Below are 26695 nucleotides of genomic sequence, written 5' to 3'. Positions count from 1 at the left end.
GCTTCCGGCGAGCTGCGAGGCGGTGGGACAAGGGTTTCGGGTCGGCTCGGGCCGGGAGCGGGTGGACGCGGGCCGGAAAACCATTCGACGTGCGGTGACGCGTCGGCGAGGATCGGCGTCATGTTCCGGTACGCCTTCCACTTCGCAGCATCCGCAGTCGCGGATGCACCGAAGGCTGCCGTTCCCGTCTTCGTCGCAGCAGTCGACGGCGCCCGAAGCTGACCCTCTCCGGACATTCCGGCGGACCCCGCAGGGGGAGGGTCGGCCAGTCCCTCGGGGTCCCCGTCCCGCCGCGCCCACCGCATCGGGACCTTCGCTCGGTTCACTGAGAGGCTTCCAGGTACCGCCATGCCCAAGACGGCATACGTGCGCACCAAACCGCATCTGAACATCGGCACGATGGGCCACGTCGACCACGGCAAGACCACCCTGACCGCCGCCATCACCAAGGTCCTCGCCGACCGCGGGACCGGCACCTTCGTCCCGTTCGACCGCATCGACCGGGCGCCGGAGGAGGCCGCCCGCGGCATCACCATCAACATCGCGCACGTCGAGTACGAGACCGACACCCGGCACTACGCGCACGTGGACATGCCGGGCCACGCCGACTACGTCAAGAACATGGTCACCGGGGCCGCGCAGCTCGACGGGGCGATCCTCGTCGTCTCCGCGCTCGACGGGATCATGCCGCAGACCGCCGAGCACGTGCTGCTCGCCCGTCAGGTGGGCGTCGACCATGTGGTCGTCGCGCTGACCATGGCCGACCGGGCCGACGAGGAGCTCGCCGACCTGGTCGAGCTGGAGGTCCGCGAACTGCTCACCGCGCAGGGCTACGGCGGCGACGCCGTCCCCGTCGTACGGGTCTCGGGACTCGGGGCGCTGGAGGGCGACCCGCGCTGGACCGCGTCGATCGAGGCGCTGCTCGACGCGGTGGACACCTATGTGCCCATGCCGGAGCGGTACGTGGACGCGCCGTTCCTGCTGCCGGTGGAGAACGTGCTCACCATCACCGGCCGCGGGACGGTGGTCACCGGTGCCGTCGAACGCGGCACGATCCACGTCGGTGACCGGGTCGAGGTGCTCGGCGCCGGTGTCGAGAGCGTCGTCACCGGCGTGGAGACCTTCGGCAAGCCCATGGCCGAGGCGCAGGCCGGCGACAACGTCGCGCTGCTGCTGCGCGGTGTGCCACGGGACGCCGTCCGGCGCGGGCACGTCGTCGCCGCGCCCGGCAGCGTCGTGCCCCGGCGTCGCTTCACGGCGCGGGTGTACGTGCTGTCGGGGCGCGAGGGCGGCCGCACCACCCCGGTGTCGAGCGGCTACCGGCCGCAGTTCTACATCCGTACCGCGGACGTGGTCGGCGACGTCGACCTCGGCGAGGTCGCGGTCGCCCGCCCCGGCGACACGGTCACGATGACCGTCGAGCTGGGACGCGAGGTCCCGCTGGAGCCGGGGCTCGGCTTCGCCATCCGCGAGGGCGGCCGGACGGTCGGCGCGGGGAGCGTGACCGCGGTCGAGTGACGGCACGCCGTCCCGGCACGGGGACGGAGCCTGTCCGGGCACGGGGACGGAGCCTGTCCGGGTACGGGGACCGAGGGTGTCCCCGTGCCCGGGTCCGGGGCGGTCCCCGTGCCAGACGCGCCATCCGGGGCGGGGACGGGCCGGTCGGGGTCGGTGGCGCGGGCACAATGGGACGGTGAACGAGCCCATACCCGTAAGCCGAGCCGTCGACCACGGGTTCGCCAAGCTGATGCCCGACGTCGACCGGGAGCGGGCCTGGCTGCTGACCGTCGACGGGGCACCGCAGTCGTACGTCGACCTGGACGAGCCGACGCACCTGGAGTTCGAGTACGCGCGCCGGCTCGGGCACGTCCTGGACACCGTCACCCGGGCCGGGCGTCCGCTGGACGCGCTGCACCTCGGCGGAGGCGCGTTCACCCTGCCCCGCTACCTGGCCGCGACCAGGCCCGGATCCCGGCAGGACGTCGTCGAGGCCGACCGGGGTCTGCTGGACCTGGTCGCCGAGCATCTGCCGCTCCCGGACGGCGCGGGCATCACCCTGCACGCCGCCGACGCCCGGCGCTGGCTGGAGGCCGCCCCCGACGACTCGGCCGACGTCCTGGTCGCCGACGTCTTCGGCGGCTCCCGCGTCCCCGCGCATCTCACGTCCCTCGGCTACGCCCGCGAGGCCGGGCGGGTCCTGCGCGACGGCGGTGTCTACCTGGCCAACCTCGCCGACGCCGCTCCGTTCGCCTTCCTGCGCTCCCAACTCGCCACCTTCGCGGCGGTGTTCCCGGAACTCGTGCTGATCGCCGAACCGGGCGTGCTGCGCGGTCGCCGATTCGGGAACGCGGTGCTCGTCGCCGCGCGGCACCCGCTCGACACGCTCGCCCTGGGCCGCCGGACCGCAGCCGACGCCTTCCCGGCGCGCGTCGAACACGGGGCGGCACTGCGCGACTTCATGGGCGACGCGCGCCCGGTACGGGACGAGGACGCCGTACCGTCGCCCGTACCCCCCGACGGCGCTTTCGGTATCGGCTGAAGAACCGGCGGAAAATCGAGATGCACAGAATGGCGCGATGCGCAAAGGGAAGTGCGCGGAACAGGGTTGACACCCCCCTGATTTCCCCTCGAATTCGGCTGTCGGACCGGGGTGCGGAAATGCCGCCGTCGCGCCCGGAAGTCCTGGCGACGGTAGTATGACCCCCATCGGAGGGAGGGGATCCAGCGCTCTTCGGCGCCTCGGATGACGGTCTTGACGACGGTCTTGGAGGAACCATGGCTGCGGAGATCTCGCCGCTGATCAAGCCCTCCCGGCTCAGACGTCGGGGTGGTCTGTGGGGCGAATGCCTGGCCGAGTTCCTGGGGACGCTCGTCCTCATCTCCTTCGGATGCGGTGTGGTGGCCATGACGGTCGCGGCGCTGCCGGGGTCGGGCCGCACGTCGGGGCCGACGACGTTCTTCTGGGGGGCCGGGGACTGGCTGCTGATCACCTGGGGCTGGGCCATGGCCGTGGTCTTCGGCGTGTACGTGGCTGGCGGGGTGAGCGGCGCACACCTCAATCCGGCGGTCACGCTGGCGTTCGCGGTGCGACGCAAGTTCGCCTGGGTCAAGGTCGCCCCGTACATGCTGTCGCAGCTGATCGGGGCGTTCACCGGGGCCGCGCTCGTCTACGCGGTCTACCACGACGCGATCAACACCTTCGACGGTGCCATGAAGGGCCCGAAGACCAACGGGCATACGCTCGCGTCGTTCTCCATCTTCGGGACGTTTCCCGCGCCGTATTTCCATGGCGGAATCTGGGGACCGCTGATCGACCAGATCGTGGGCACCGCGTTCCTGGTGATCATGATCGTCGCCGTCGTCGATATGCGCAATACCGCCGTGCAGGCGAATCTGGGTCCGCTGATCGTCGGATTCGCCGTCGCGGCGATCGGCATGTCCTACGGGGCGAACGCCGGATACGCCATCAATCCGGCCCGTGACCTCGGTCCCCGCCTGTTCACCTGGGCCGCGGGTTGGCAGGATCTCGCGATGCCGGGGACATTGGCGGGGTCGTTCAGCAATTACTTCTGGATCCCGATCGTCGGCCCCCTGGTCGGCGGGGTGATCGGAGTTCTGGTGTACGACCTGTTCATCGGAGACATCCTGCACATACGCACCCAGGCGGCCACCGAGCTGGAAGTCGGCCTCACCCGCGCCCAGCGGGGCACGGACGAGGACTAGCGCCGGCGCCGCGACAGGCGGCGTTCTCCCCGTCGTGACGCCCGGCGCGCCCTCTCGCCGCACGGGCGGACCCGGACCGGCGGGTGAACGCCGGGCGCGGGCAGGCGCCGTGACGTCACCCGTCGGCCGTGGGCGTGGAACACCGGGGCCGCGGCCGGGCCTTGCCGGTCAGCTGCGGGTCGGGTCCCCGTGCAGCCGGACCGTGCTGAGGATCTTCATGATGGTCGCCTTCGGGACCTCCTTGCCGACGCCCGTGGCCCCGTACAGGTTCCAGGAGACGAAGTCGTCGGCGGAGTTCTTGAACCCGAAGGTGATCGCCTTGCCGTCGCTGGCGCACTTGCCCTTCTGGGGCGTCTTGGCGGACTGTGCCCAGGCGTAACTGCCCTGGACGCCGGAAGTGGTCGTGTACGGCGTGGCCTTCTTGTCGAACGTGATCGACTTCTTGTCCGGCTGGGTGTAGCCGCCGTACACCCACCACGCCGGGGTGTTGACCGCCACCTCGTCGGTGCTCTTGGCTCCGCCGCCGCCCTTGGTGCCCACCACGGCCAGCGGGGTGTCCTCGGTCCGGCCGTCCTTGTCGTCGTCGGACGTGCACCACTTCGACTGGTACTCGGCCGTCCCGGACATGATGATGATCGGCTTGCCGTCGTCCGAGTTGTCCTCCTCGAAACCGATGCTCAGACCGGGGGACTGGACCTCCCAGTCGGCCGGCACGTCGAAGGCGATGCCCCACTTGGGGTTCACCACGACCTTCCAGCCCGCCACCGTCGGCTTCTCGGTCTCGTTGCCGCGCGGGTTGTCGTCTGCGCCGGACGCCGTGGCACTCGGGTCGCTCGGCGTCGTGGACGCGGAAGCGCTGGGCTTCTTGTCCTTGCCGTAGACCTCGACCTCGTCCTTGTCCTTGCCCAGGACCAGGTACCCGGTGACGCCGGCCGCCACGACGACGGCCGTCGCGGCCAGGATCGCGACCAGCTTGGTCCGGTTGCCGCCGCCACCGCCGCCGCCCGGCTGCGGCTGGGGCGCGCCGGCGGGTATGGGCTGACCCCACTGGGGCTGCTGCTCATACGGGTTGGGCTGCTGATAGCCGGGCTGCTGATACGGATTCGGCTGCTGGTACCCCGGCTGCTGGTACGGGTTGTTCTGCCCCTGCGGGTTCTGTCCCTGCGGGTTCTGCTCGCCCCCGGGCGGCTGCTGTCCTGGCCACATGGCGAGCAACCCTAGTGCCGCCCGGGACACGAATCGGTCACCGCCCTTTGTCAGGCACGTACCGATGACGGAGCCCCGGATCTGGCCAGCGAAGCCTACCCGTGGGTAACATCTGACTCATGAGCGCAGACCAGATGCCGATCGGCGAGATGCTCGCCGCCACGGTTCCCATGGTTCGGACCCTGAACCTGGAGTACCTGGAGACCACCCCTGAGCGGGCCGTCCTCGCCCTCCCGGACCAGAGCGAGTACCGCAACCACGTCGGCGGGCCGCACGCCGGAGCCATGTTCACCCTCGGCGAGTCGGCCAGCGGCGCGATCGTCCTGGCCGCCTTCGGGGACCAGCTCGACCGCGCCGTGCCGCTGCCGGTCAACGCCCAGATCGCCTTCAAGAAGATCGCGCTCGGCCCGGTGCGGGCCACGGCCACGCTCGGCCGCCCGATCGCGGAGGTCGTCGCCGAACTCGACGAGGGCAAGCGTCCGGAATTCCCCGTCACCGTCGCCATCCAGCGCGAGGACGGCGCCGTGACCACGGAGATGACGGTCCTGTGGACCCTGCGCCCCAACAGCTGAACACCGACCCGTTCGGCTGACCCGGTAGGCTTCCCGGCGTGCGCCCTTCCCGGCGCGCGCCGGAAGACACGGGACACAACGGGAGGAAGCCGCGGTGCACGTGCAGGAATGGCTCGACACGGTGCCCGCCGGTGCCGTCTACGCCGTGGTGGCCCTGGTCATCGGAGTGGAGAGCCTGGGCATCCCGCTGCCGGGGGAGATCGTCCTGGTGTCGGCGGCCCTGCTGTCCTCGCAGCACGGGGGAGTCAACCCCTTCGTGCTCGGCGCCTGCGCGGTCGCCGGTGCGGTGATCGGCGACTCCATCGGCTACGCCATCGGCCGCAAGGGCGGACGTCCCCTGCTGGCCTGGCTCGGCAACAAGTTCCCCCGGCACTTCGGCGAGGCGCACATCGCCACCGCCGAGCGGTCCTTCGAGAAGTGGGGCATGTGGGCCGTCTTCTTCGGCCGCTTCGTCGCCCTGCTGCGTATCTTCGCCGGCCCGCTCGCGGGCGTGCTGCGGATGCCGTACTGGAAGTTCCTCGTCGCCAACGTGCTCGGCGGGATCGCCTGGGCGGGTGGCACGACGGCCGTCGTCTACTACGTCGGGCTCGTCGCCGAGGACTGGCTCAAGCGGTTCTCGTACCTGGGGCTGGCCGCGGCCGTGCTCGTCGGACTGACGTCGATGCTGGTGATCAAGCGCCGCGCGAAGAAGACGGCGGCGCGGCAGACGGCGGACGAGCGTGAGGCCGTTCCGGCCGCCGAATAGACGGAGGCCGAGAGCCACGGACAGAAGCGGGGCCCGCCGGGCCCCGCTTTCGCTCGGAGCGCCCTCAGCTCTCGTGCACCTCGCGGTGGGCCTTGGCCAGTTCCGCGTACATCGTGCCGTTCAGGGTGATGCCCTGCCGCTCCTCCTCGGTCAGCACCCGCCGGACCTTCGCGGGGACGCCCGCGACCAGGGAGCCAGGGGGCACCTGCATCCCCTGCGGCACCAGGGCCTGCGCCGCGACCAGCGAGCCGGCGCCGATCACCGCGCCGTTCAGCACCGTCGCGCCCATGCCGATCAGACAGTCGTCGCCGACCGTCGCCCCGTGCACGACGGCGTTGTGCCCGACGGACACCCGCTCGCCCACCGTCACGGGGAAACCGGGGTCGGCGTGCAGGGTGCAGTTGTCCTGGATGTTGCTGCTCGCGCCGACCGAGATCCGCTCCACGTCGCCGCGCAGCACCGCCCCGTACCAGACGCTCGCCCCGGCCTCCAGTGTCACGTCGCCGATCACCGTGGAGGTGGGGGCCGTGAAGGCCGCCGCGTCCACCCTCGGTTCCCTGCCGCCGATGCCTGTGATCAGCGCCCTGTGCGTCATCGCCGTCTCCTCGTGTCCGTGGTACACCGGCACCGTACGCCACCGGTGGGGTGAAGATCACAGGGCGCGGACGCCATGGGCACGGCAGGCGCCGACTACGGTGAGCGGGTGCCGAAGCGCAAGAACACGTTCTCATCCTGGTGGCGCCGCGTCGCGCAGCGGACCGTCCACGCGGGCTGGGCCTGGGCGCAGCGCGCGGGCTCCGTCAGCGCCGAACACCCGGGGCGCTTCCGCTTCGGCTCGATCGGCCCGGCCACCCGGCTCGCCTTCCCGCTCGGCACCGTGTTCGGCGAGCCGTGGATCCATCTCGGCTCCCACTGCATAGTCGCCGAACAGGTCACCCTCACCGCGGGCCTGATGCCCGACCTCGATCTGGGCCCGGATCCGATCCTGCGCATCGGCGACGGCGTCGTGCTCGGCCGCGGCAGCCATGTCATCGCCGACACGACGGTCACCATCGGCAGCGACTGCTACTTCGGGCCGTACGTCTACGTCACCTCCACCAACCACTCCTACGACGACCCGCACGAGCCCATCGGCAAGCAGTGGCCCCGGATGGAGCCGGTGGAGATCGGGCCGGGCTGCTGGATAGGCACCGGGGCGGTGATCCTGCCGGGTGCCCGGATCGGACGCAACGTCGTGGTGGCCGCGGGCGCGGTCGTCCGGGGGGTCGTGCCCGACCACGCCGTGGTGGCCGGGGCGCCCGCCCGGGTCGTACGGCGCTGGACGCCGGTCGAGGGCTGGCAGCCGCCGCTGCGCACCCCCGCGCCGGTGCCGGTCCCGGACGGGGTCACCTCCGACCAGTTGGTGGCGCTGTCGGGCCTCGACGAGGAGACGGTGGCGAAACTGGCCCGGCTGGAGCCCTGAGCCCTTCGGGGAGCGGGGAGCGCGATGCCGCGCGACTGCCGCGCCGGACCGGGTGCGTACCCGGACCGGCCCGTCGGCTCAGCCGGTCGCCAGCAGCAGCGTGCCCACCAGGGCCAGACCCGCGCCCGCCGCCTGGACGGCACGCAGCCGTTCCCTGAGGAAGCCGCGCGCGGCCAGCGCGGTCACCACCGGATAGAGCGAGGCGAGCACGGCGGCGATCGTGATCGGCCCGTGCTGGGCGGCCACGGAGTACGTGCCGTTGGCCGCGACGTCGGAGAGGCCGACGAAGGCGAGCGCCGGGAGCGAGGCCCAGGGGAAGCCGCTCGCCGGAAGGGCCGGGCTGCCGCGGCGCACGGAGGCGTACAGCGCGGCGCCGCCCACGGCCACGTTCGTCAGCCGCTGTACGAACAGGGCCAGGAACAGGCCGGTGACCGTGGTCGACGCCTCGGCGATCAGCGCGAAGACCGTGCCGAAACCGAGTGCGGCGACCAGCGTCAGCAGGATCGCCCGGCGCTGCACACCGGCGCCCCTGAGCTGCGGACCGCCCGCGAGCACGACACCGGTGACGGCGACGGCGATCCCCGCGGCCTGCGTCAGCCCGGGGCGCTCGCCGAGGAAGAGCCCCACGCCGACGGGGACGGCGACGCTCAGGGTGGCCAGCGGGGAGACGACCCCCATCGGCCCAAGGGCGAGTGCCTTGTAGAAGGACAGCAGCGCGACCGGGCCGACCAGACCGGCTGCGAACGCGAACCACAGCTGTGGTCCGGCCTCGCTCCAGCCTCCGGTGGCCGCCACGATCGTGCCGAGCACGACCGCGGCGATCCCCTGGGAGACCGCGACGACGGTCAGCGCCGGGATCCGCCGGGTCAGCACCCCGCCGCCGAAGTCGGCCAAGCCCCACAGCAGGCTGGTGGCCAGGGCGAAGAGTGCTGTCACGGGGTGCCTCGCAGTACAGTTCGGTGAACGATCGGGTGCACCACACAGTAGTTCAATGAAGTGAACCCTGTCATTCAACATACTGAACCCCGGGTGCTCTCCGGATATCCGGTCACACCAGATATTGGACGGAACGTGTCGGACCTCGACCTGCTGACCCAGTCCCTGGCGCGCAACGTCAAGCGCTGGCGCACCGAGCGCGGCTTCACCCTGGACACGCTCGCCGCGCGGGCCGGCGTCAGCCGCGGCATGCTCATCCAGATCGAGCAGGCCCGCACCAACCCCAGCATCGGCACGGTCGTCAAGATCGGCGACGCCCTCGGCATCAGCATCACCACCCTGCTCGACTACGAACAGGGCCCGAAGGTGCGCGTCGTCCCCGCCGAGCAGGCGGTGCGGCTGTGGCACACGGACGCGGGCAGCTACAACCGGCTGCTCGCGGGCACCGAGGCCCCGGGCCCGCTGGAGATGTGGGACTGGCGGCTGATGCCCGGGGAGGACAGCCTCTCCGACCCGCATCCCGTCGGCACGGTCGAGCTCGTCCATGTCACGGCGGGGGAGCTGACCCTCACCGTCGACGGCGTGGACCACGTCGTCCCGACCGGCGCGAGCGCGTCCTTCGAGGCCGACACCCCGCACACGTACGGCAACCGGGGCGACGTCCCGATGGAGATGCTGATGGCGGTCTCCGTCCCGCCCGTGCGCTGAGACGCCCCCGGGGCCGCTGCCGGACGGCTGTTACCGTGCGGCCATGCGCGCACCCATCGGAGACTTCGACCACGCCACCCCCGCCCCCGACTGCCTGGACGAGCTCACCGGTCCGGTCGCCGACGCCGTACGCCGCTGGAGCGGCACCGTCCCCGCCGACGAGATCCTCTACGTCGAGACCGACCCGCGGTGGGCCGACACCGCCGTCTTCGTGGAGCACTACGGTCGGGACCTGCTGGAGCGGTCCGCGAACTGTGTGGTCGTCGCCGGCAAGCGCGGCAGCGAGACCACCCTGGCCGCCTGTGTGGTCCTGTCCACCTCCCGCGTCGACGTCAACGGCGTGGTGCGCCGGCAACTCGGTGCGCGCAAGGCCTCGTTCGCGCCCATGGACACGGCGACGGGGGAGACCGGCATGGAGTACGGCGGGATCACCCCGATCGGACTGCCCGCCGACTGGCCGGTGCTCGTGGACTCCGCGGTCGTCGACCTGCCGTACGTGCTGGTCGGCAGCGGCCGCAGGCGCGGCAAACTGCTGGTGCCCGGCAAGGCGTTCGCCCAACTGCCCAGCGCCGTCGTGCTGGAGGGACTGGGCGCGGCCTGAGGTCACGCCTGTGCATGGTGGGCCAGCGCCAGATGCGGGTCGGCCTGGCCCGCGACCGGCGCCGGGTCGGCGTGCACCAGGGCCGCGGTGAGCCGGGGAACGGCGTGCAGCAGGGCGTGCTCGGCGTCCACGGCGATCGCGTGCGCCTGCCGCACGGTCGCCTCGCCGTCCACCACCACGGCCACCTCGGCGCGCAGCCGGTGCCCGATCCAGCGCAGCCGCAGCTCGCCGACCTCGCGCACCCCCTCGACCGCCGACAGCGCTCGCTCGGCCCGGTCCACCAGGGCCGGGTCCACGGCGTCCATCACCCGCCGGAACACCTCGCGCGCGGCGTCCCGCAGCATCAGCGCGATCGCGGCCGTGATCACCAGCCCGACCACCGGGTCGGCCGCCTGCCAGCCGAGCGCCGAGCCGCCGGCGCCGGCCAGCACCGCCAGTGAGGTGAAACCGTCGGTACGGGCGTGCAGTCCGTCGGCGACCAGCGCGGCCGAACCGATCGAGCGGCCGACCCGGATCCGGTGCCGGGCCACCCACTCGTTGCCCGCGAAGCCGGCCAGAGCGGCCAGGGCGACCGCCGGGACGTGCTCGACGGGCCGCGGGGACAGCAGCCGCTCGAACGCCGTCCACCCCGCGAAGGCCGCCGACGCGCCGATCGTCAGCACGATCGCCAGGCCCGCCAGGTCCTCGGCGCGGCCGTAGCCGTAGGTGAAGCGGCGGGTCGCGGCCCGTCGGCCCAGCACGAAGGCGATGCCGAGCGGTACGGCGGTCAGCGCGTCCGCGGCGTTGTGCACCGTGTCGCCGAGCAGCGCCACCGACCCGGAGAGCACCACGACCGCCGCCTGCACCACCGCCGTCGCCGCGAGCACGGCCAGCGACACCCACAGCGCGCGCAGTCCCCGGGCCGAGGACTCCAGGGCGGGGTCGAGCCGGTCGGCGGTCTCGTGGGAGTGGGGCGTCAGGAGATGGGAGAGGCGGTGCCCCAGCCGGCCGGCGGGACGGGCCCGCTCGGGGCCGGGGAGGTGCTCCCGGCGGTGGGGGTGTCCGTGGTCGTGACGGGCCGCCCCCCGGTCCTGACGGCGGGCGGGGCCGGGCCCGTGCCCGCCGTGATGCACATGACCACGACCGTGCCCGTGCCCGTGGTCCTGCTCAAGTCCCTTGTCGTGACGGTCGCTCACGGCGGTCCCCTTCCGGTGCGCCGGGCGCAGGTGCGCGGGAGTGGACGCGACCCCGCCCTCGACGCCATTATGTGCGCATGAGCGCACACATGCACCTGTCGTCTGCGCATCACGGTCATCCGCGTACCCCGGGCGAGGAACATTTCGCCCTCGCGGCCGAGATCCTCGCCCTGCTCGGCGACCGCACCCGCCTCACCCTGCTGCACGCGCTGGCGGCCGGGGAGGCGGACGTCACCACGCTCACGGAGGCGTGCGGCGCCGCGCGGCCGGCCGTGAGCCAGCATCTGGCGCGGCTGCGGCTCGCCGGACTGGTGAGCACCCGCAAGGAGGGCCGCCGGGTCGTCTACGCGCTGCGCGACGGCCATCTGCGCCGTCTGCTGGACGAGGCGCTCGACGTGGCGGACCACCGCCTCCGCGACCAGCCCGTGCACGAATGACCCGCGGCCGGCGCACCGGTCGTACTGGCGGGAGGGGCGCTCAGCCCAGCCTGGGGATCTCGATCGCCGGGCAGCGGTCCATCACCATCTCCAGGCCCGCGGCCCGGGTACGGTCGTACGCCTCCTCGTCCACGACGCCGAGCTGGAACCAGACCGCTCGCGCCCCCTTGGCGACCGCCTCGTCGGCGACCGCCCCGGCGAGGTGGCCGTTGACGAACACGTCGACCACGTCCACGTCGAAGGGGATGTCCGCGAGCGACGCGTAGCCGCGCTCGCCGTGCACGGTCTCCGCCTTGGGATGCACGGGGACGACACGCTTGCCGAAGCGCTGGAGCACCTCGGCGACGCCGTACGCGGCGCGGCCGCGGTTGGACGACAGGCCCACCACGGCCCAGGTGTCACCGAGCTCGGTGAGTATCTTGCGGATCGTTGCCTCGTCGCCGTACACCGGCGGCCTCCTCGACGCAGACGGGGAAAGAGCTCTCCCGGGGACAACAGCACGGTACGCGGTGGGATTCCGGCGGCCCCGACCCGCCCGCCGTACCGGTTCGATGTCCTGATTCCGCGCAGCCTGTCTGCGCGAGGGCCTCCACCCGCCTACGCTCACCTCGTGCTCCGCATCATCGACGCCCGTATTGGCGAACTCGTCGACGCCGCCCCGGTCCGCCGGGGCCTGACCCGGGTCGAGGCGCACGTGCCCGGGTTCGACATCACCGCACTGCGCCTGCTGCTCGTCACCGACCTTCTCGTACGCGCCCTCGAACTCGGCGGCACGCCGGTCTGGGCGCTGCTGACCGCACCGCGCGAGGCGGCCGAGCTGCGCGCGGGCGCCGCGGCTCTCGGGATCCGGCCCTTCGAGGACGCGCGGGACATCGGGACCGGACTGGGCGAGGCCCAGGTCCTGCACGTGGTGGGCACGGGCGGCACCGTCCCCGACGGCGTCCGGGTCGAGGTCGCGCCGGTCCTCCCTGACGGGGCGGGGGTCCCGCAGGGCACCGACCCGACCGTGTTGCGGCTGGCGCTGCTCGGCCACCCGCGTGGCGCGCCCCTCCACCTCGAACCGGCTGTGCTGACGGACGCCGAGCACACCCTCGGGCGCTGGCGCCGCGCGGTCGCCGGCTGGGCGACCCGCCCCTCCCGGCCGGTCCCCGACGAGGTGCGGGTACGGCTGCGCACCGCCTGGGAGGACGACCTGGACGTGCCCGAGGTCCTGAACGTGCTGCGCTGGGTGGAGCAGGCCGGGCCGGACCTGCCGGACGGCGCCCGCTTCGAGACGTACGCCTATGCCGACCGGCTGCTGGGCCTGGAGCTCACCCGCGACCTGGGAACGCTGCTATGACCGCGCGCGCCGGGGCGGGACCGCTGCGCCGCCTGGTCGTGCTGCGGCACGCCAAGTCCGCCTGGCCGGAGGGCGTGCCCGACCACCGGCGGCCGCTCGGGCCGCGCGGCCGCCGGGACGCCCCGGCCGCGGGCCGGGCCCTCGCCGAGGCCGACTTCCTGCCCGACCTCGCCCTGTGCTCCCCCGCCCTGCGGGCCCGGCAGACCTGGGACCTGGCCGCCGCCGAGTGGGGTACCCCGCCGCCGGTGCGCTACGAACCGCGGCTGTACGGGGCCGATGCGACGGAACTGCTGGACGTGGTGCGCGAGACGCCCCCCGAGATCGAGACACTGCTGCTGGTCGGCCACAATCCCGGCCTGGAGGAACTCGTCCTCGACCTGGCCGACGACGGCCTCGACGGCGCGCTCGACGAGGTCCGGGCGAAGTTCCCGACCTCGGCGATCGCGGTCCTCGCCTGGTACGGGAGCACCTGGCGGGCGCTCGCCCCGGGCTCGGCCCTGCTGACGTCGATGACGGTGCCGAGGGGGCGGCGGCTGAGCTAGGGCCTGTCGTTCGGATCAGTCCGGCGTCGCGCAGTCAGGCCGGTCATGGCCCGCCTGATCCGAACGAAAGGCCCTGGCCCCGCGGCACCGGCTCTGCTCCGGTGATCCGGCCTCAGCCCACATGGACGTAGGGCCTGCGCTGCGGGGACTGTTCCGCGCGGCGCAGCACCTCCCGGGTGACCGGCGCGACCTCGCCGTCGCCGAAGACCAGGAACCGGATCAGATGGCTGACGGGGTTGCCCTCCGTCCAGCTGAAGTAGGCGTGCGGCACCTCGCCGGTGCGGTCGCGCAGGGCCAGCAGCACCGCGGCGATGGTGTTGGGCACGGTCGGGCCCTGCGCCCGCAGCCGCCGTACGCCGTGCATCTCGTCGCCGCGCACGGTGACGTCGGCGCTGAAGTCCGAGGAGTCCCGTACGAACACCTCCAGGAACAGCACCGGGCCGCCCTTCGGGATGGGGGTGTGTCCGCGCTGCTCGTGCTCCTTGGCCCGGTACTCCCGCCGGGTGTGCTCCACCGGTTCGTTCGCGATCAGCCGCAGGGGGCCGGCCCGGGCCGCCCCGTCGACGATCCGCCGCGCGCGCTCGTCGAGGACGACCTCGGCGACACGCAGTTCGAAGGCACGGTGCACCCGCGAGACGAACGAGGTCACCAGGATCGCCACGATGAAGATCGCCGCGATCTTGATGCCGTCCGGCCGCTCGATCACGTTCGCCACCAGCGTGTACGCGAACACGGCGGTGATCGCGCCGAACCCGAGCGCGGCACGGCGACGGCCACGCCGGTGCACGGCGACCGTGGAGGCGAACGCCGCCGACAGCATCAGCACCAGCACACCGGTCGCGTACGCGCCGCTCTGCCGGTCCACGTTCGCGTCGAACCACAGGGTGATCAGCACCGCCGCCGTCATGTAGACCAGCACCAGCGGACGCACCGCCCGGGTCCACTCGGGGGCCATGCCGTAGCGCGGCAGGTAGCGCGGTACGAGGTTCAGCAGCCCGGCCAGCGCGGAGGCGCCCGCGAACCACAGGATCGTGATCGTCGAGACGTCGTACACCGTGCCGAACACCTGGCCGAGATGCTCGTGCGCGAGATAGGCCAGCGCGCGGCCGTTGGCCTTGCCGCCGCTCTTGAACTCCGACTGCGGGATGAGGATCGTCGTGGCCAGGCTGGACAGCAGCAGGAAGCAGCTCATGATCAGCGCGGCCGTGGTGAGCAGCCGACGGGTGCCGTGGATACGGCCCGCCGGGTTCTCGTACGTATCCGTCGGAGCGCCCCTGACCTGGGGCATCACGGCCACACCTGTCTCGAAGCCGGACATGCCGAGGGCCAGCTTCGGGAAGACCAGCAGCGCCACGCCGACCATCATCAGGGGCGAGGAGTGCTGCGCGCTCAGCGCGTCGATCCAGTCGTCGATGCGCACCGGCTCGGTGAACACCTCCCACGCGGAGACGCCGAGCACCACCAGATTCATGGTCAGATACGTCGCCACCAGCACCACCGCGATGCCGATCGCCTCCCGGAAACCCTTCAGGAACACCCCACCCAGCAGACCCACCAGCACCAGGGTGATCCACAGGTTCTCGCCCTGCAGCCACGGCGGCGCGAACGGGTTCTCCACCACGTGCGCGGCGGCGTCCGCCGCCGACAGCGTGATGGTGATGATGAAGTCGGTCGCCGCGAAGCCCAGCAGCACCAGCACGAAGATCTTTCCCGACCACCACGACAGCAGTCGCTCCAGCATGGCGATCGACCCCTCGCCGTGCGGGCTCTCGCGCGCCACCCGGCGGTACACCGGCAGCGCGCCGAACAGGGTCAGCGCGATCAGCACCATGGTCGCGAGCGGGGAAAGCAGACCGGCGGCGAGCGCCGCGATGCCCGGCTGGTAGCCGAGCGTCGAGAAGTAGTCGACACCGGTCAGGCACATCACCCGCCACCACCGGTGGCCCTCCTGCCCGGCCCGCGCCTTCGCGTGCGGGCCGGGGTGCCGCGCGGTCTGCTCGCTCAGGCCCTCCAGCAGCCAGGCCCGCCAGCGGGCCGTGCGCGCGGCGCCGCCCGACGCGGTGGGGCTCGACGGGGTGGCCCCGGCACCGCCGGTGCTCCCCACGTGCGTGCCGGTCATGCCGGTGTCTCCCGTCTTGCGGACCTCCCCACATCGTCGCCCGCACCCGCGACGCGGGCGACCGCACGGGCGGCCGTACGAGCAGCCGTGCGGGCGCTCTCCTGGGCTCCGTCTAGGCTGGCCGGATGCAGGACCAGTACCGCACCGTCGCCCACCCGGGTGTGCACGAGACCGAGGTCAACCGCTCCCGCTTCCTGTGCGCGCTCGCTCCGGCGGCCACCGAGCAGGAGGCGCAGGACTTCGTGGCCGCCGTCCGCAGGGAGCACGCCGACGCCTCGCACAACTGCTGGGCCTACGTCATCGGAGCCGACGCCTCCGTCCAGAAGGCCAGCGACGACGGCGAGCCGGGCGGCACGGCCGGGGTCCCCATGCTCCAGATGCTGCTGCGCCGCGACATGCGGTACGTCGTCGCCGTCGTCACCCGCTACTACGGCGGCGTCAAGCTCGGCGCGGGCGGACTGATCCGGGCGTACGGAGGCGCCGTCGGCGAGGCCCTGGACACGCTCGGCACCCTGACCCGGCGCCGCTTCCGGGTGGCCACGGTGACCGTCGACCACCAGCGCGCGGGCAAGGTCCAGAACGACCTGCGCTCGACCGGGCGGGAGGTACGGGACGTGCGGTACGGGGAGGCGGTCGCCATCGAGATCGGGCTGCCGGACGCGGACGTGGCGGCCTTCCGGGGATGGCTCGCGGACGTGACGGCCGGCACCGCCGGGTTCGAACTGGGCGGCGAGGCGTACGGGGACGCTTGAGGGCTGAGGGCTGAGGGCTGAGGGCTGGGGGCCGTCGTTCGACGTCGGACGCCTGACGCTCCGGTGGTGCCGGGGACGTATCTCGTTGCTCACCTCGGCGGTGGCCATCCGTCCTCCCAATGTGGATATATCGGGCAATTGACTGTTGTGCGGGTGTGACGGACCGGGATCCGTGGGGGATCGGTTGCCGAAAAGCGTTAGCGTGGTGAACGCCGACCGGAGGGTCCACACCGGTTCGGCCCGAGTGCGCGCCGGTGCCTTCCGCCGCGCGCCCGCGAGTACCGGTCCAGAAGGCGCAGGTGGGGGAGACGTGCAGGTCGGAGCGGTTTCTTGAGGTTGCTGCACACGTCCGACTGGCATCTGGGCCGGTCGTTCCACCGGGTCGGCATGCTCGGCGCCCAGGCCGACTTCATCGGTCACCTCGTCACGACCGTGCGTGAGCACGCCGTGGACGTCGTGGTCGTGTCGGGAGACGTCTACGACCGGGCGGTGCCACCGCTCGGCGCGGTCGAGCTGTTCGACGACGCCCTGCACCGGCTCGCCGGTCTCGGCGTGCCGACCGTGATGATCTCCGGCAACCACGACTCCGCCCGTCGGCTGGGGGTCGGCGCCGGGCTGATCGACCGCGCCGGCATCCATCTGCGCACCGAACCGGCGGCCTGCGGCACACCGGTGGTGCTGGCCGACGCGCACGGCGACGTCGCCTTCTACGGCCTGCCGTATCTCGAACCCGCCCTGGTCAAGGACGAGTTCGCGGTGCCGAAGCCGGGGCACGAGGCCGTGCTCGCCGCCGCCATGGAGCGGGTCCGCGCCGACCTCGCCGGACGGGCGCCGGGCACCCGTTCCGTCGTCCTGGCCCATGCCTTCGTCACCGGGGGAGAGGCCAGCGACAGCGAGCGGGACATCACCGTCGGCGGAGTGGCCGCCGTACCCGCCGGAGTCTTCGACGGCGTGGACTACGTGGCCCTGGGCCATCTGCACGGCTGCCAGACGATCACCGAGCGCGTGCGCTACTCCGGCTCCCCGCTGGCGTACTCCTTCTCGGAGGCGGAGCACCGCAAGAGCATGTGGCTCGTCGACCTCGACGCCGGCGGCGCGGTCACCGCCGAGCGCGTCGACTGCCCGGTCCCCCGCGCGCTGGCCCGCATCCGCGGCCCGCTGGAGCAGCTTCTCGCCGACCCCGCGCTCGCCCGGCACGAGGAGGCGTGGGTCGAGGCCACGCTCACCGACCCGGTCCGCCCGGCCGACCCCATGGCCCGGCTCGCCGAGCGCTTCCCGCACACCCTCAGCCTCGTCTTCGACCCCGAGCGCGCCCCGGACGACCCCGGTCTGTCGTACGCCGCACGGCTCGCCGACCGCAGCGACCAGCAGATCGCGGAGGACTTCGTGGCGCATGTGCGCGGCGCAGGGCCCGACGAACGGGAACGGGACGTCCTGCGGGACGCGTTCGACGCGGTCCGCGCCGACGACGCCGCGCGGGAGGTGGCCCGGTGAGGCTCCACCGCCTGGACATCACCGCCTTCGGGCCGTTCGGCGGGGCGCAGACGGTCGACTTCGACGCGCTGTCCGCCGCCGGTCTCTTCCTGCTGCACGGCCCGACCGGCGCGGGCAAGACCTCCGTCCTCGACGCGGTCTGCTACGCGCTCTACGGCGCCGTCCCCGGCGCCCGCCAGGGCGCCCAGGGCCTGACCCTGCGCAGCGACCACGCCGCGGCAGCCGTCCGTACCGAGGTGCGCCTCGAACTGACCGTGGCCGGGCGCCGGTTGGAGATCACCCGGCAGCCGCCCTGGGAGCGCGCCAAGCTGCGCGGCTCGGGCACCACGGTCGACAAGGCGCAGACCTGGCTGCGCGAGTACGACGCCGCCGCCGGCGCCTGGAAGGACCTCAGCCGCTCGCACCAGGAGATCGGCGAGGAGATCACCCAGCTGCTCGGCATGAGCCGCGAGCAGTTCTGCCAGGTCGTCCTGCTGCCGCAGGGCGACTTCGCGCGGTTCCTGCGCGCCGACGCCGAGGCCCGCGGCAAGCTGCTCGGCCGCCTCTTCGACACGCGCCGCTTCGCCGAGGTCGAGAAGCGTCTGACCGACCGCAGGAAGGCCACCGAGGCCCAGGTGCGCGAGGGCGACGCCGCGTTGCTCGCGGACGCCCACCGGATGCAGCAGGCGGCGGGCGGCGCCCTGGAGCTGCCCGAACTGACCCCCGGACAGCCGGGGTTGGCCGACGCCGTGCTGAGTGCCGCCGCCGTCGCCCGCAGCACCGCCCGCGAGGAACTGACCGTCGCCCAGTGCCGCCTCGCCGCCGCCGAGAGCGTTCAGCACGCCGCCGAGCGCGCACTGTCCGACGTACGCGAAGTGGCCCGGTTGCAGCAGCGGTTCGCCCAGGCGCGGCAGCGGGCCGCGCTCCTGGCGGAGCGGGCCGACACGCACCGGGCGGAGCAGAGCCGCATGGAGCGCGGACGCAAGGCCGAGGCGGTCGCACCGGCGCTGGAGCTGCGCGAGACCGCCGACACCGAGCACCGCAGGGCGTCCGCCGCCGAGACACACGCACGCGCCCAGCTGCCCGGTACCTTCGCGGACGCGGGCGCGGCCGGACTCGCGGCCGCCGCGCGCCGGGCCGCCGAGGAGCTCGGCCGGCTGGAGTCGGCCCGCCGCGCGGAGCACCGCCTCGGTGAACTCACCGCCGAACGCAGCGGCCTGGACCGCCAGGAACGCGCCGACGACGACGTCCTCGCCGAGGCCGAGAGCTGGCTCGGCGCATGGGAGACGGCCCGGACCGGCCTCCAGGCCCGGATCGCCACGGCCCAGGCGGCCGCCGGCCTCGCCGAACAGCTCGCCGTACGACGCGAGCCCGCGCAGGCACGCCTCGACGCCGCCCGCACCCGCGACCGGCTCACCGTGGACGTCGAAGCCGCGCGCCGACGGGCCTTCGACGCGGACAAGGACGCGACGCAGGCCCGCGCCGACTGGCTGGACCTGAAGGAACAGCGGCTGAACGGCATCGCCGCCGAACTGGCCGTGGGCCTGCGGGACGGCGAGCCCTGCGCCGTCTGCGGGGCCACCGCGCACCCCGCGCCCGCCCGCAAGGTCGCCGGACACGTCGGGCGGGAGGCGGAGGAACGCGCCCTGGCCGCCCACCGCGACGCACAGGAACGCCACGCGGAGGAGGAACGGCGGCTGGCCGCCGTACGCGAGGCACGGGCCGCCGCCACCGCCGAGGCCGGCGACACCCCGACCGAACAACTGGTCCGAGAGGCCGACGAGTTGGAGCGGCAGTACGCCGAGGCCCGTCGCGACGCCTCCGGACTGCACCCGGCCAACGAGGAGTTGAGGCAGGCCGAGCAGGAACGCGAACGGCGTACCGCGCTGCGCCAGGAGGCGGCCGTCCGGGCCGCCGCCCGGGTCGGTCACCGCGACCGCCTGGAGCGCGAAAGGGCCACGCTGGAGGCGGAGTTGGCGCAGGCCAGCGGCGAGGCGGGCAGCGTCGCCGCGCGCAGCGCCCAGCTGGAGCGGCAGGTCGGCCTGCTCACCGACGCGGCCGACGCCGCCCGCACCGCCGAGGACACCGCGCGCCGGCTCAAGGACGCCGACGCGCGCCTGGCCGACGCGGCCTTCCGCGCCGGCTTCGACACCCCGGCGGCCGCGGCCGCCGCCCTGCTCGACGACACCGCCCACCGCGAGCTGCAACGGCGCCTGGACGTCTGGCAGTCCGAGGAGGCGGCGGTACGCTCCGTGCTCGCCGAGGCAGACACCGCGGCCGCCGCCCAGCAGCCGCCCGCCGACGGCGACGCCGCCGAGCGGGCCGCCGCCCTGGCCGGCCGCCGGCTGCGGGAGGCCGCCTCCGCACGCGACGCGGCCGCCCGGCGCTGCGCCGAACTCGACCGGCTCTCCACCCGTGCGGCCACCGGGGTACGGCGGCTGGCCCCGCTGCGCGAGGAGTACGACCGGGTGGCCCGCCTGGCCGGCCTCGCCGCGGGCACCTCGGCCGACAACGAGCGCCGGATGCGCCTGGAGTCGTATGTGCTGGCGGCCCGGCTGGAACAGGTCGCCGCCGCCGCGAGTGCCAGGCTGGAGCGCATGTCGTCCGGCCGCTACACCCTCGTCCACTCCGACGACCGGGCCGGCCGTGGCCGCAGCGGGCTCGGGCTGCACGTGGTCGACGCCTGGACCGGGCGGGAACGGGACACGGCGACCCTGTCGGGCGGCGAGACGTTCTTCGCCTCGCTCTCCCTGGCGCTCGGCCTCGCCGACGTCGTCACCGACGAGGCCGGCGGGGTCCGTCTGGACACCCTCTTCATCGACGAGGGCTTCGGCAGCCTCGACGACCAGACCCTCGACGAGGTCCTCGACGTCCTCGACTCACTGCGGGAGCGGGACCGCAGCGTCGGCATCGTCAGCCACGTCGCGGATCTGCGGCGGCGCGTCCACGCGCAACTGGAGGTCGTGAAGGGCCGCTCGGGCTCGACGGTGCGGCAGCGGGATGCGGGGCGCGCGGGCTGAACCCGGGGCTCCGGGGCCCTGCCGGGTCACCGGCCGAGCGGGCGCCGGGGCAGGGGCGAGGAGTAGACGACGCTGGTGGTGACCGAACCCAGCGTGCCGATCTTGCCCGAAACCTCCTCCAGATGACGCATCGAGCGGGCCGCGACCTTGATGACGAAGCAGTCGTCGCCCGTCACATGGTGTGCCTCCAGGATCTCCGGCGTCACCGCGACGAGGTCGTGGAAGGGCTTGTAGTTGCCGTTCGGGTAGCGCAGGCGGACGAACGCGAGGATCGGCAGGCCGAGCCGCTCGGGATCGACGACCGCCGTGTACCCCTGGATGACCCCCGCCTCCTCCAGGCGACGCACCCGTTCGGTGACGGCGCTCGCGGACATCGAGACGGCGCGGGCGAGGTCGGCGAAGCTGGCGCGGCCCTCGTGCTGAAGGGCCTCGAGGATCCGCCAGTCGGTGGCGTCCGGGGAATACGTGGTCATGACCGAGAAATAGCAGGGGAATCCCCGGCCGATCAAGTGGACGGCCGGGGATCACCACTTCAGGACGGTGATCAGCGCCCGTAGATTTCCGGGTGTCGAGATCCGCCGCACTGCCGACGCGGCGGCCCGAGGGAAGGCCGCACCATGACCGCCACCGCCACCGCCACCGCCACCGCCACCGCCACCGCCACCACCGTCAACCCCGTCCTGCGTGTACCCCCGGCGGCCCCGGCCGAGGCCGCCGCCTACTTCCGCGCGAGCCTCGTCTTCCACGCAGACGTCTCCGATGTCGCCGCCGCGCTCGCGGCCGAGGGCGACCCCGGCTTCGTCGTCCTGGACTCCCGCTCCACCGAGTCCTGGGACCAGGGCCACATCCCCGGCGCGGTCCACCTGCCGACCGGGCTCATCGCGGAACAGGCCGCACGGCTCCTCGACAAGTCGGTGCCGGTCGTGACGTACTGCTGGGGACCCGGCTGCAACGGTGCCACCCGGGCCGCCCTCGCCCTCGCCGAACTCGGCTACCAGGTCAAGGAGATGCTGGGCGGCTTCGAGTACTGGGTGCGCGAGGGCTTCGCCTACGAGACCTGGGAGGGCCCCGCGCGCCGGGACGCGGACGCCCTGACGGCACCGGTGGACGCGCAGGACTGCGGCTGCTGACCTGATGGCCGCGTGACCGGCGGCTGAGTGACGTGGCGACTGCGTGGACCGGCGCCCGCGTCACCTGGTGTCCGCGTGACCCGGCGGCTGGGTGACGTGGTGTCCGCGTGACCCGGCGGCTGGGTGACGTGGCGTTCGCGTGACTCGGCGGGCCGACGTGTTCCGGTGGGCCGACCGCCGCGGGAAGATCCGATATTCGTGTGCGCCGTTTCCGCAGGGGCTCCATCATGGTCGTCCATGACCCGCACCCCGCACCCCGCGCCCGAGGAACTCCGTCGCGACCCGCTGCCCCTGCGCGGACGGACCGCCCTGGTCACCGGGGCCAGCCGCCGGGCCGGCATCGGGCACGCGGTGGCCCGGCGGCTCGCCGCGTACGGCGCGAGCGTCTACCTGCACCATCACGTCCCGCACGACACCGCCATGCCCTGGGGCGCCGACCGGCCCGAGGAGGTGGCCGCCTCCGTACGCGCCGCACTCGGCGACCCGCGGGCCCGGGTCGTGGCGGGGCCGGGCGACCTGGCCGACCCGGCCGCGCCCGCCGCGCTGGTCGACACCGCCGCCGCGGCGCTGGGCGGACGGCTCGACATCCTCGTCGCCAATCACGCCCTCAGCGGATCCGACGGCACTCTCGACACGATCGACGCGACCATGCTCGACGCGCACTGGGCGGTCGACGCCCGCTCCGTGCTGCTCCTCGTCCAGGCGTACGCCCGGCTGCGCGCCGCCCTGCCGCCGCGCACCGTGGGCGGACGCGTGGTGATGATGACGTCCGGCCAGGACCACGCGGGTGGGATGCCCGACGAGATCGCGTACGCCCTCCAGAAGGGCGCCCTGGCCTCCGTCACCCGCTCACTGGCGACCACGCTCGCCGAGCACGCCGTCACCGTCAACACCGTCAACCCGGGCCCCGTGGACACCGGTTACGCGACCGGCGACGACCACGCGGCCGTCGCCGCCCGCTTCCCGGCCGGCCGGTGGGGACTGCCCGACGACCCGGCCCGCCTCATCTCGTGGCTGGCCACGGACGAGGCGGAGTGGGTCACCGGTCAGGTCATCGACTCGGAGGGCGGCTTCCGCAGTTGAGCCCCGCGGATCACAGCCGCGACAGCTCGTCCACCAGGTCGTCGAGGCCCAGCGAACCCTGCGACAGGGCCGCCATGTGCCAGGCCTTGAGGTCGAAGGCGTCGCCGTGCCGCTCGCGCGCCTTCTCCCGGCCCAGCAGCCAGGCCCGCTCGCCGAGCTTGTAGCCGATCGCCTGGCCGGGGATCGTCAGATAGCGGGTCAGCTCGCTCTCCACGAAGTCCGCCGGCCGGCTGCTGTGCGCGCCGAAGAACTCCTCGGCCAGCTCCGGGGTCCAGCGCTCGCCCGGGTGGAACGGGGAGTCCGCCGGGATCTCCAGCTCCAGGTGCATGCCGATGTCGACGATGACACGCACGGCGCGCATCATCTGCGCGTCGAGATAGCCGAGGCGCTGTTCGGCGTCGGTGAGGAAGCCCAGCTCGTCCATCAGGCGTTCCGCGTACAGCGCCCAGCCCTCGGCGTTGGCGCTCACCCCGCCGAGCGTCGCCTGGTAGCGGGAGAGGTCCGCCGCGACGTGCGCCCACTGCGCCAGCTGGAGGTGGTGGCCGGGGACGCCCTCGTGGTACCAGGTGGAGACGAGGTCGTAGACCGGGAAGCGGGTCTGGCCCATCGTCGGCAGCCAGGTACGACCCGGACGGGAGAAGTCCTCCGTCGGCGCGGTGTAGTACGGCGCCGCCGCACCGCCCGGAGGCGCGATGCAGGACTCCACCTTCCGCACCCGTTCGGCGAGTTCGAAGTGCGTGCCGTCCAGGGCGTCGATCGCCTGGTCCATCAGGCCCTGCAGCCAGTCGCGGACCTCGTCGACGCCTTCGATGTGCTTGCCGTGCTCGTCGAGGTGGGCGAGCGCCACCCACGGCGTCGCGGCACCCGGCAGGATCCGCTCGGCCTCCTGCTGCATGTCGCCGAGCAGCCGGTGGTACTCGGCCCAGCCGTACGCGTACGCCTCGTCGAGATCGAGGTCCGTGCCGTTGAAGTAGCGCGAGAAGCGGGCGTAGCGCTCGCGGCCCACCGTGTTCGGCGCGCCCTCGATCGTGGGCGCGTACACATCACGCATCCAGTCCCGCAGCTCCACGACGGCCGCCGTCGCCCCGCGCGCCGCCTCGTCCAGCTCAGCGCGCAGCGCCTGCGGCCCGTCCGCCGCGAACTGCTCGAACCAGCCGCGACCGCTGCCGTCCGGGTCCGACCACTCGGTGAGCTGGCCGATGAACGTGGCCGTCGGGCGCGGCGCCGCGTACAGCTTGCGCTCCAGGCCCAGGGCGAGGGACTCGCGGTAACCGCTCAGCGCGGCCGGCACCGCGCGCAGCCGCTCGGCGATCGCCGCCCAGTCCTCCTCGGTCTGCGTCGGCGTGATGGTGAAGACCTCGCGCACCGAATGCGGCGCGGTGTGCAGGTTGCCGACCGCGCGCAGATGCTCGTCGGCCTCGTGCACGGCGAGCTCCGCGGTCAGCCGTTCGCGCAGCAGCCGTCCGCAGCGGCGCTCGATGTCGCTGTCCGCGCCCGGCCGGCGCTCGGCCTCGTCGAGCCGGGCGAGCGTGGTGCGGGCCAGCGCGGCGAGCGCCTCCTGTCCCGCGGGCGAGGTGTCGGGCAGGCGGCTGGAACTCTCCTGCACGCCGAGATAGGTGCCGGTGATCGGGTCGAGGGCGATCAGGTCGTCGACATAGGCGTCGGCGACCTGGCGGGGCAGCGGGCTCTTCGTCTCTGACATGCGGACATCCTCGTACGGATACCGGTGCCGCGTCAGCCCGGTTTATCAGGCAAGGTACGGCGCGGCCGGGTTGCGTCAGCCGGGCTTGGACGCGCCCGGCTTCTCCGGCGGCAGCAGCGGGCCGCACTCCCACTGCTGGAAGATCAACCGGGTCTCGACCCTGGCCACTTCGCGCTGCGAGGTGAATTCGTCCAGCACCAGGCGCTGGAGGTCGGCCATGTCCGCGACCGCGACATGGACGAGATAGTCGTCCGGACCGGTGAGGTGGAAGACCGTGCGCGCCTCCGGCAGCGCGCGGATCCGCTCCACGAACGGTCCCACCAGCTCCCGTCGGTGCGGCCTGACCTGCACCATCAGCAGCGCCTCCAGCCCGCGACCCAGCTTCGCCGGGTCCACCTGCAGCCGGTGCCCGAGGATCACCCCCGAGCGGCGCAGCCGCGTCACGCGGTCCAGACATGTCGACGGTGCGACCCCGACCTGCGCGGCGAGATCACGGAACGTGGTCCGGGCGTCGTTCTGCAACAGCCGCAGCAGATGAAGGTCCACCGGATCCAGTACGACAGATTCGGCCATGACCCGAACGTAGCACGGTGTTCGAATCCATTGCCCCGGCCGCTGTTCACCCTTCGGTCCATGGACTCAGCGAGCACGTTCGCGCCGTACGACGACGTACGCATTCCTTCGAGGGCACTGGCCACCGAGGCCGTGCATGCCGGCCGGGACGACCTCGCCCGCCAGGGGCTCCACGCCCCGCCCATCGACCTGTCCACCACCTACCCCTCCTACGACAGCAGGGGTGAGGCCGCCCGCATCGACGCGTTCGCGCAGACCGGCGCCGAGCCGGACGGCCCGCCGGTCTACGCCCGGCTCGGCAATCCCACGGTCGCCCGGTTCGAGACGGCCCTGGCGCGGCTGGAGGGCACCGAGAGCGCGGTCGCGTTCGCCAGCGGAATGGCCGCGCTCAGCGCCGTGCTGCTGGTCCGCGGCTCGATGGGCCTGCGGCACGTGGTGGCCGTGCGCCCGCTGTACGGATGCAGCGACCATCTGCTGACCGCCGGACTGCTCGGCTCGGAGGTGACCTGGACCGACCCGGCCGGCATCGCCGACGCCCTGCGCCCCGACACGGGCCTGGTCATGGTCGAGACGCCGGCGAACCCGACCCTCGCCGAGGTTGATCTGCGGGCCGTCGCCCACGCCTGTGGCTCGGTACCGCTGCTCGCCGACAACACCTTCGCCACGCCCGTCCTGCAGCGCCCGGCCGAGCAGGGTGCGCGGCTGGTGCTGCACAGCGCCACCAAGTACCTCGGCGGACACGGGGACGTGATGGCCGGCGTGGTGGCCTGTGACGAGGAGTTCGCCGGGCGGCTGCGCCAGGTGCGGTTCGCCACCGGCGGGGTGCTGCACCCGCTGGCCGGCTATCTGCTGCTGCGCGGCCTGTCGACGCTGCCGGTACGGGTGCGTGCCGCGTCCGAGAACGCCGCCGAACTCGCCCGCCGCCTCACCGCCGACCCGCGCGTCGCCCGCGTCCACTATCCGCGGATAGGCGGCGCGATGATCGCCTTCGAGGTCCACGGCGACCCGCACGAGGTCATCGCCGGCGTCCGGCTGATCACTCCGGCCGTGAGCCTCGGCAGTGTCGACACGCTCATCCAGCACCCCGCCTCCATCAGCCACCGGATCGTGGACGCGGTGGACCGGCACGGGGCCGGCGTGGGCGACCGGCTGCTGCGGCTCTCGGTGGGCCTGGAGGACGTCGAGGACCTGTGGGCCGACCTGGACGGGGCACTGGGCGAGCCGGCCACGGCCACGGGTACCGCCGACCGGACCGAGGCGGCAGACCCGCAGCCGTCGGCCGTCTGACCCGAGCGGTCAGGAGCGGGCGCCCGAACCGGACCGCCCGATCCGGGGACTTGCAGGTCCGTCACGGGGTTGCGGACCTGTGAGTAGTCCCCCGGGGCACGCCGTCGGGC

General features: G+C 73.2%; 26 protein-coding genes. 17 read left to right on the top strand and 9 right to left on the bottom strand.

Features of this window, described 5'->3' with window-relative positions; all coding sequences use genetic code 11:
• Positions 1-348 precede the first annotated feature (348 nt).
• The 3 genes from tuf to ACZ7OY_RS32910 all read left to right on the top strand — a co-directional run bounded on the left by tuf (position 349) and on the right by ACZ7OY_RS32910 (position 3723).
• On the top strand, positions 349-1518 hold the full coding sequence (tuf, locus tag ACZ7OY_RS32920) for an elongation factor Tu (RefSeq protein ID WP_384724659.1): 1170 nt from the start codon (positions 349-351) through the stop codon (positions 1516-1518).
• 175 nt (positions 1519-1693) lie between these two features.
• On the top strand, positions 1694-2539 hold the full coding sequence (locus ACZ7OY_RS32915; protein ID WP_471914829.1) for a spermidine synthase: 846 nt from the start codon (positions 1694-1696) through the stop codon (positions 2537-2539).
• Between the two features lie 236 nt (positions 2540-2775).
• Positions 2776-3723: an MIP/aquaporin family protein gene (locus ACZ7OY_RS32910; protein ID WP_471914828.1), complete on the top strand. Its 948-nt coding sequence runs from the start codon at positions 2776-2778 to the stop codon at positions 3721-3723.
• Positions 3724-3891: 168 nt separating this feature from the next.
• On the opposite strand, the gene ACZ7OY_RS32905 is transcribed toward ACZ7OY_RS32910, so the two are convergent.
• Positions 3892-4929, bottom strand: a complete 1038-nt coding sequence (locus ACZ7OY_RS32905; protein ID WP_471914827.1) for a DUF8017 domain-containing protein — start codon at positions 4927-4929, stop codon at positions 3892-3894.
• Between the two features lie 134 nt (positions 4930-5063).
• Here ACZ7OY_RS32905 and ACZ7OY_RS32900 point away from each other — a divergent pair, with 134 nt between their 5' ends.
• Together ACZ7OY_RS32900 and ACZ7OY_RS32895 are read left to right on the top strand one after the other, a co-directional pair.
• Positions 5064-5501, top strand: coding sequence for a DUF4442 domain-containing protein (locus tag ACZ7OY_RS32900; protein ID WP_471914882.1), 438 nt, complete (start codon positions 5064-5066; stop codon positions 5499-5501).
• A 94-nt stretch (positions 5502-5595) separates the two neighbouring features.
• Positions 5596-6246, top strand: a complete 651-nt coding sequence (locus tag ACZ7OY_RS32895) for a DedA family protein (protein ID WP_471914826.1) — start codon at positions 5596-5598, stop codon at positions 6244-6246.
• A gap of 64 nt (positions 6247-6310) precedes the next feature.
• Here the strand turns inward: ACZ7OY_RS32895 and ACZ7OY_RS32890 are convergent, their stop codons facing one another.
• Entirely contained in the window at positions 6311-6841 is a 531-nt protein-coding gene (locus tag ACZ7OY_RS32890; protein WP_471914825.1) for a gamma carbonic anhydrase family protein, read from the bottom strand.
• Positions 6842-6916: 75 nt separating this feature from the next.
• Here ACZ7OY_RS32890 and ACZ7OY_RS32885 point away from each other — a divergent pair, with 75 nt between their 5' ends.
• Positions 6917-7708 (top strand): acyltransferase, encoded by a 792-nt coding sequence (locus ACZ7OY_RS32885; RefSeq protein ID WP_471914824.1) that lies wholly within the window; start codon positions 6917-6919, stop codon positions 7706-7708.
• Positions 7709-7786: 78 nt separating this feature from the next.
• On the opposite strand, the gene ACZ7OY_RS32880 is transcribed toward ACZ7OY_RS32885, so the two are convergent.
• The gene (locus ACZ7OY_RS32880) at positions 7787-8644 is read right to left on the bottom strand and encodes an EamA family transporter (RefSeq protein WP_471914823.1); all 858 of its coding nucleotides are present in this window, start codon (positions 8642-8644) and stop codon (positions 7787-7789) included.
• A gap of 135 nt (positions 8645-8779) precedes the next feature.
• Between ACZ7OY_RS32880 and ACZ7OY_RS32875 the strand changes: the two genes are divergently transcribed.
• Together ACZ7OY_RS32875 and ACZ7OY_RS32870 are read left to right on the top strand one after the other, a co-directional pair.
• Positions 8780-9352, top strand: a complete 573-nt coding sequence (locus ACZ7OY_RS32875) for a helix-turn-helix domain-containing protein (RefSeq protein WP_471914822.1) — start codon at positions 8780-8782, stop codon at positions 9350-9352.
• Between the two features lie 43 nt (positions 9353-9395).
• A complete protein-coding gene (locus ACZ7OY_RS32870; protein WP_471914821.1) occupies positions 9396-9953 on the top strand; it encodes a YbaK/EbsC family protein in 558 nt (185 codons plus the stop codon).
• A 2-nt stretch (positions 9954-9955) separates the two neighbouring features.
• Here the strand turns inward: ACZ7OY_RS32870 and ACZ7OY_RS32865 are convergent, their stop codons facing one another.
• The gene (locus tag ACZ7OY_RS32865) at positions 9956-11128 is read right to left on the bottom strand and encodes a cation diffusion facilitator family transporter (protein WP_471914820.1); all 1173 of its coding nucleotides are present in this window, start codon (positions 11126-11128) and stop codon (positions 9956-9958) included.
• Between the two features lie 77 nt (positions 11129-11205).
• On the opposite strand from ACZ7OY_RS32865, the gene ACZ7OY_RS32860 reads away from it, so the two are divergent.
• The gene (locus ACZ7OY_RS32860; protein ID WP_471914819.1) at positions 11206-11565 is read left to right on the top strand and encodes an ArsR/SmtB family transcription factor; all 360 of its coding nucleotides are present in this window, start codon (positions 11206-11208) and stop codon (positions 11563-11565) included.
• A 40-nt stretch (positions 11566-11605) separates the two neighbouring features.
• Here the strand turns inward: ACZ7OY_RS32860 and ACZ7OY_RS32855 are convergent, their stop codons facing one another.
• Complete coding sequence (locus ACZ7OY_RS32855) at positions 11606-12013, bottom strand: CoA-binding protein (RefSeq protein WP_384724671.1); 408 nt, start codon at positions 12011-12013, stop codon at positions 11606-11608.
• A gap of 162 nt (positions 12014-12175) precedes the next feature.
• Between ACZ7OY_RS32855 and ACZ7OY_RS32850 the strand changes: the two genes are divergently transcribed.
• Positions 12176-12904, top strand: coding sequence for a hypothetical protein (locus ACZ7OY_RS32850; protein WP_471914818.1), 729 nt, complete (start codon positions 12176-12178; stop codon positions 12902-12904).
• Positions 12901-13446, top strand: coding sequence for a SixA phosphatase family protein (locus ACZ7OY_RS32845; protein ID WP_471914817.1), 546 nt, complete (start codon positions 12901-12903; stop codon positions 13444-13446). Before ACZ7OY_RS32850 ends, ACZ7OY_RS32845 begins: the two co-directional genes overlap by 4 nt.
• Positions 13447-13558: 112 nt before the next feature.
• Here ACZ7OY_RS32845 and ACZ7OY_RS32840 read toward each other — a convergent pair whose 3' ends face one another.
• Entirely contained in the window at positions 13559-15565 is a 2007-nt protein-coding gene (locus ACZ7OY_RS32840; RefSeq protein ID WP_471914816.1) for an APC family permease, read from the bottom strand.
• Positions 15566-15690: 125 nt separating this feature from the next.
• On the opposite strand from ACZ7OY_RS32840, the gene ACZ7OY_RS32835 reads away from it, so the two are divergent.
• The 3 genes from ACZ7OY_RS32835 to ACZ7OY_RS32825 all read left to right on the top strand — a co-directional run bounded on the left by ACZ7OY_RS32835 (position 15691) and on the right by ACZ7OY_RS32825 (position 20810).
• Positions 15691-16317, top strand: coding sequence for a YigZ family protein (locus ACZ7OY_RS32835; protein ID WP_471914815.1), 627 nt, complete (start codon positions 15691-15693; stop codon positions 16315-16317).
• 330 nt (positions 16318-16647) lie between these two features.
• The gene (locus tag ACZ7OY_RS32830) at positions 16648-17811 is read left to right on the top strand and encodes an exonuclease SbcCD subunit D (protein ID WP_471914814.1); all 1164 of its coding nucleotides are present in this window, start codon (positions 16648-16650) and stop codon (positions 17809-17811) included.
• Positions 17808-20810, top strand: coding sequence for an AAA family ATPase (locus tag ACZ7OY_RS32825; protein WP_471914813.1), 3003 nt, complete (start codon positions 17808-17810; stop codon positions 20808-20810). Before ACZ7OY_RS32830 ends, ACZ7OY_RS32825 begins: the two co-directional genes overlap by 4 nt.
• Before the next feature lie 26 nt (positions 20811-20836).
• On the opposite strand, the gene ACZ7OY_RS32820 is transcribed toward ACZ7OY_RS32825, so the two are convergent.
• A complete protein-coding gene (locus tag ACZ7OY_RS32820; RefSeq protein WP_471914812.1) occupies positions 20837-21283 on the bottom strand; it encodes an Lrp/AsnC family transcriptional regulator in 447 nt (148 codons plus the stop codon).
• Positions 21284-21427: 144 nt separating this feature from the next.
• On the opposite strand from ACZ7OY_RS32820, the gene ACZ7OY_RS32815 reads away from it, so the two are divergent.
• Entirely contained in the window at positions 21428-21940 is a 513-nt protein-coding gene (locus tag ACZ7OY_RS32815; RefSeq protein ID WP_471914811.1) for a rhodanese-like domain-containing protein, read from the top strand.
• A 237-nt stretch (positions 21941-22177) separates the two neighbouring features.
• Positions 22178-23023, top strand: coding sequence for an SDR family oxidoreductase (locus tag ACZ7OY_RS32810; protein WP_471914810.1), 846 nt, complete (start codon positions 22178-22180; stop codon positions 23021-23023).
• Between the two features lie 10 nt (positions 23024-23033).
• Here ACZ7OY_RS32810 and ACZ7OY_RS32805 read toward each other — a convergent pair whose 3' ends face one another.
• Together ACZ7OY_RS32805 and ACZ7OY_RS32800 are read right to left on the bottom strand one after the other, a co-directional pair.
• Positions 23034-24725: a DUF885 domain-containing protein gene (locus ACZ7OY_RS32805; RefSeq protein WP_471914809.1), complete on the bottom strand. Its 1692-nt coding sequence runs from the start codon at positions 24723-24725 to the stop codon at positions 23034-23036.
• Between the two features lie 75 nt (positions 24726-24800).
• Positions 24801-25298: an Lrp/AsnC family transcriptional regulator gene (locus tag ACZ7OY_RS32800; RefSeq protein ID WP_351620609.1), complete on the bottom strand. Its 498-nt coding sequence runs from the start codon at positions 25296-25298 to the stop codon at positions 24801-24803.
• A gap of 60 nt (positions 25299-25358) precedes the next feature.
• Between ACZ7OY_RS32800 and ACZ7OY_RS32795 the strand changes: the two genes are divergently transcribed.
• A complete protein-coding gene (locus tag ACZ7OY_RS32795; protein ID WP_471914808.1) occupies positions 25359-26585 on the top strand; it encodes a trans-sulfuration enzyme family protein in 1227 nt (408 codons plus the stop codon).
• The last annotated feature ends 110 nt before the right edge of the window (positions 26586-26695 follow it).

This window comes from Streptomyces sp. NPDC107559 (assembly GCF_055657365.1).
Note: the sequence above shows the minus strand (reverse complement) of the source record. Positions and strands in the feature narration are given on the sequence as shown.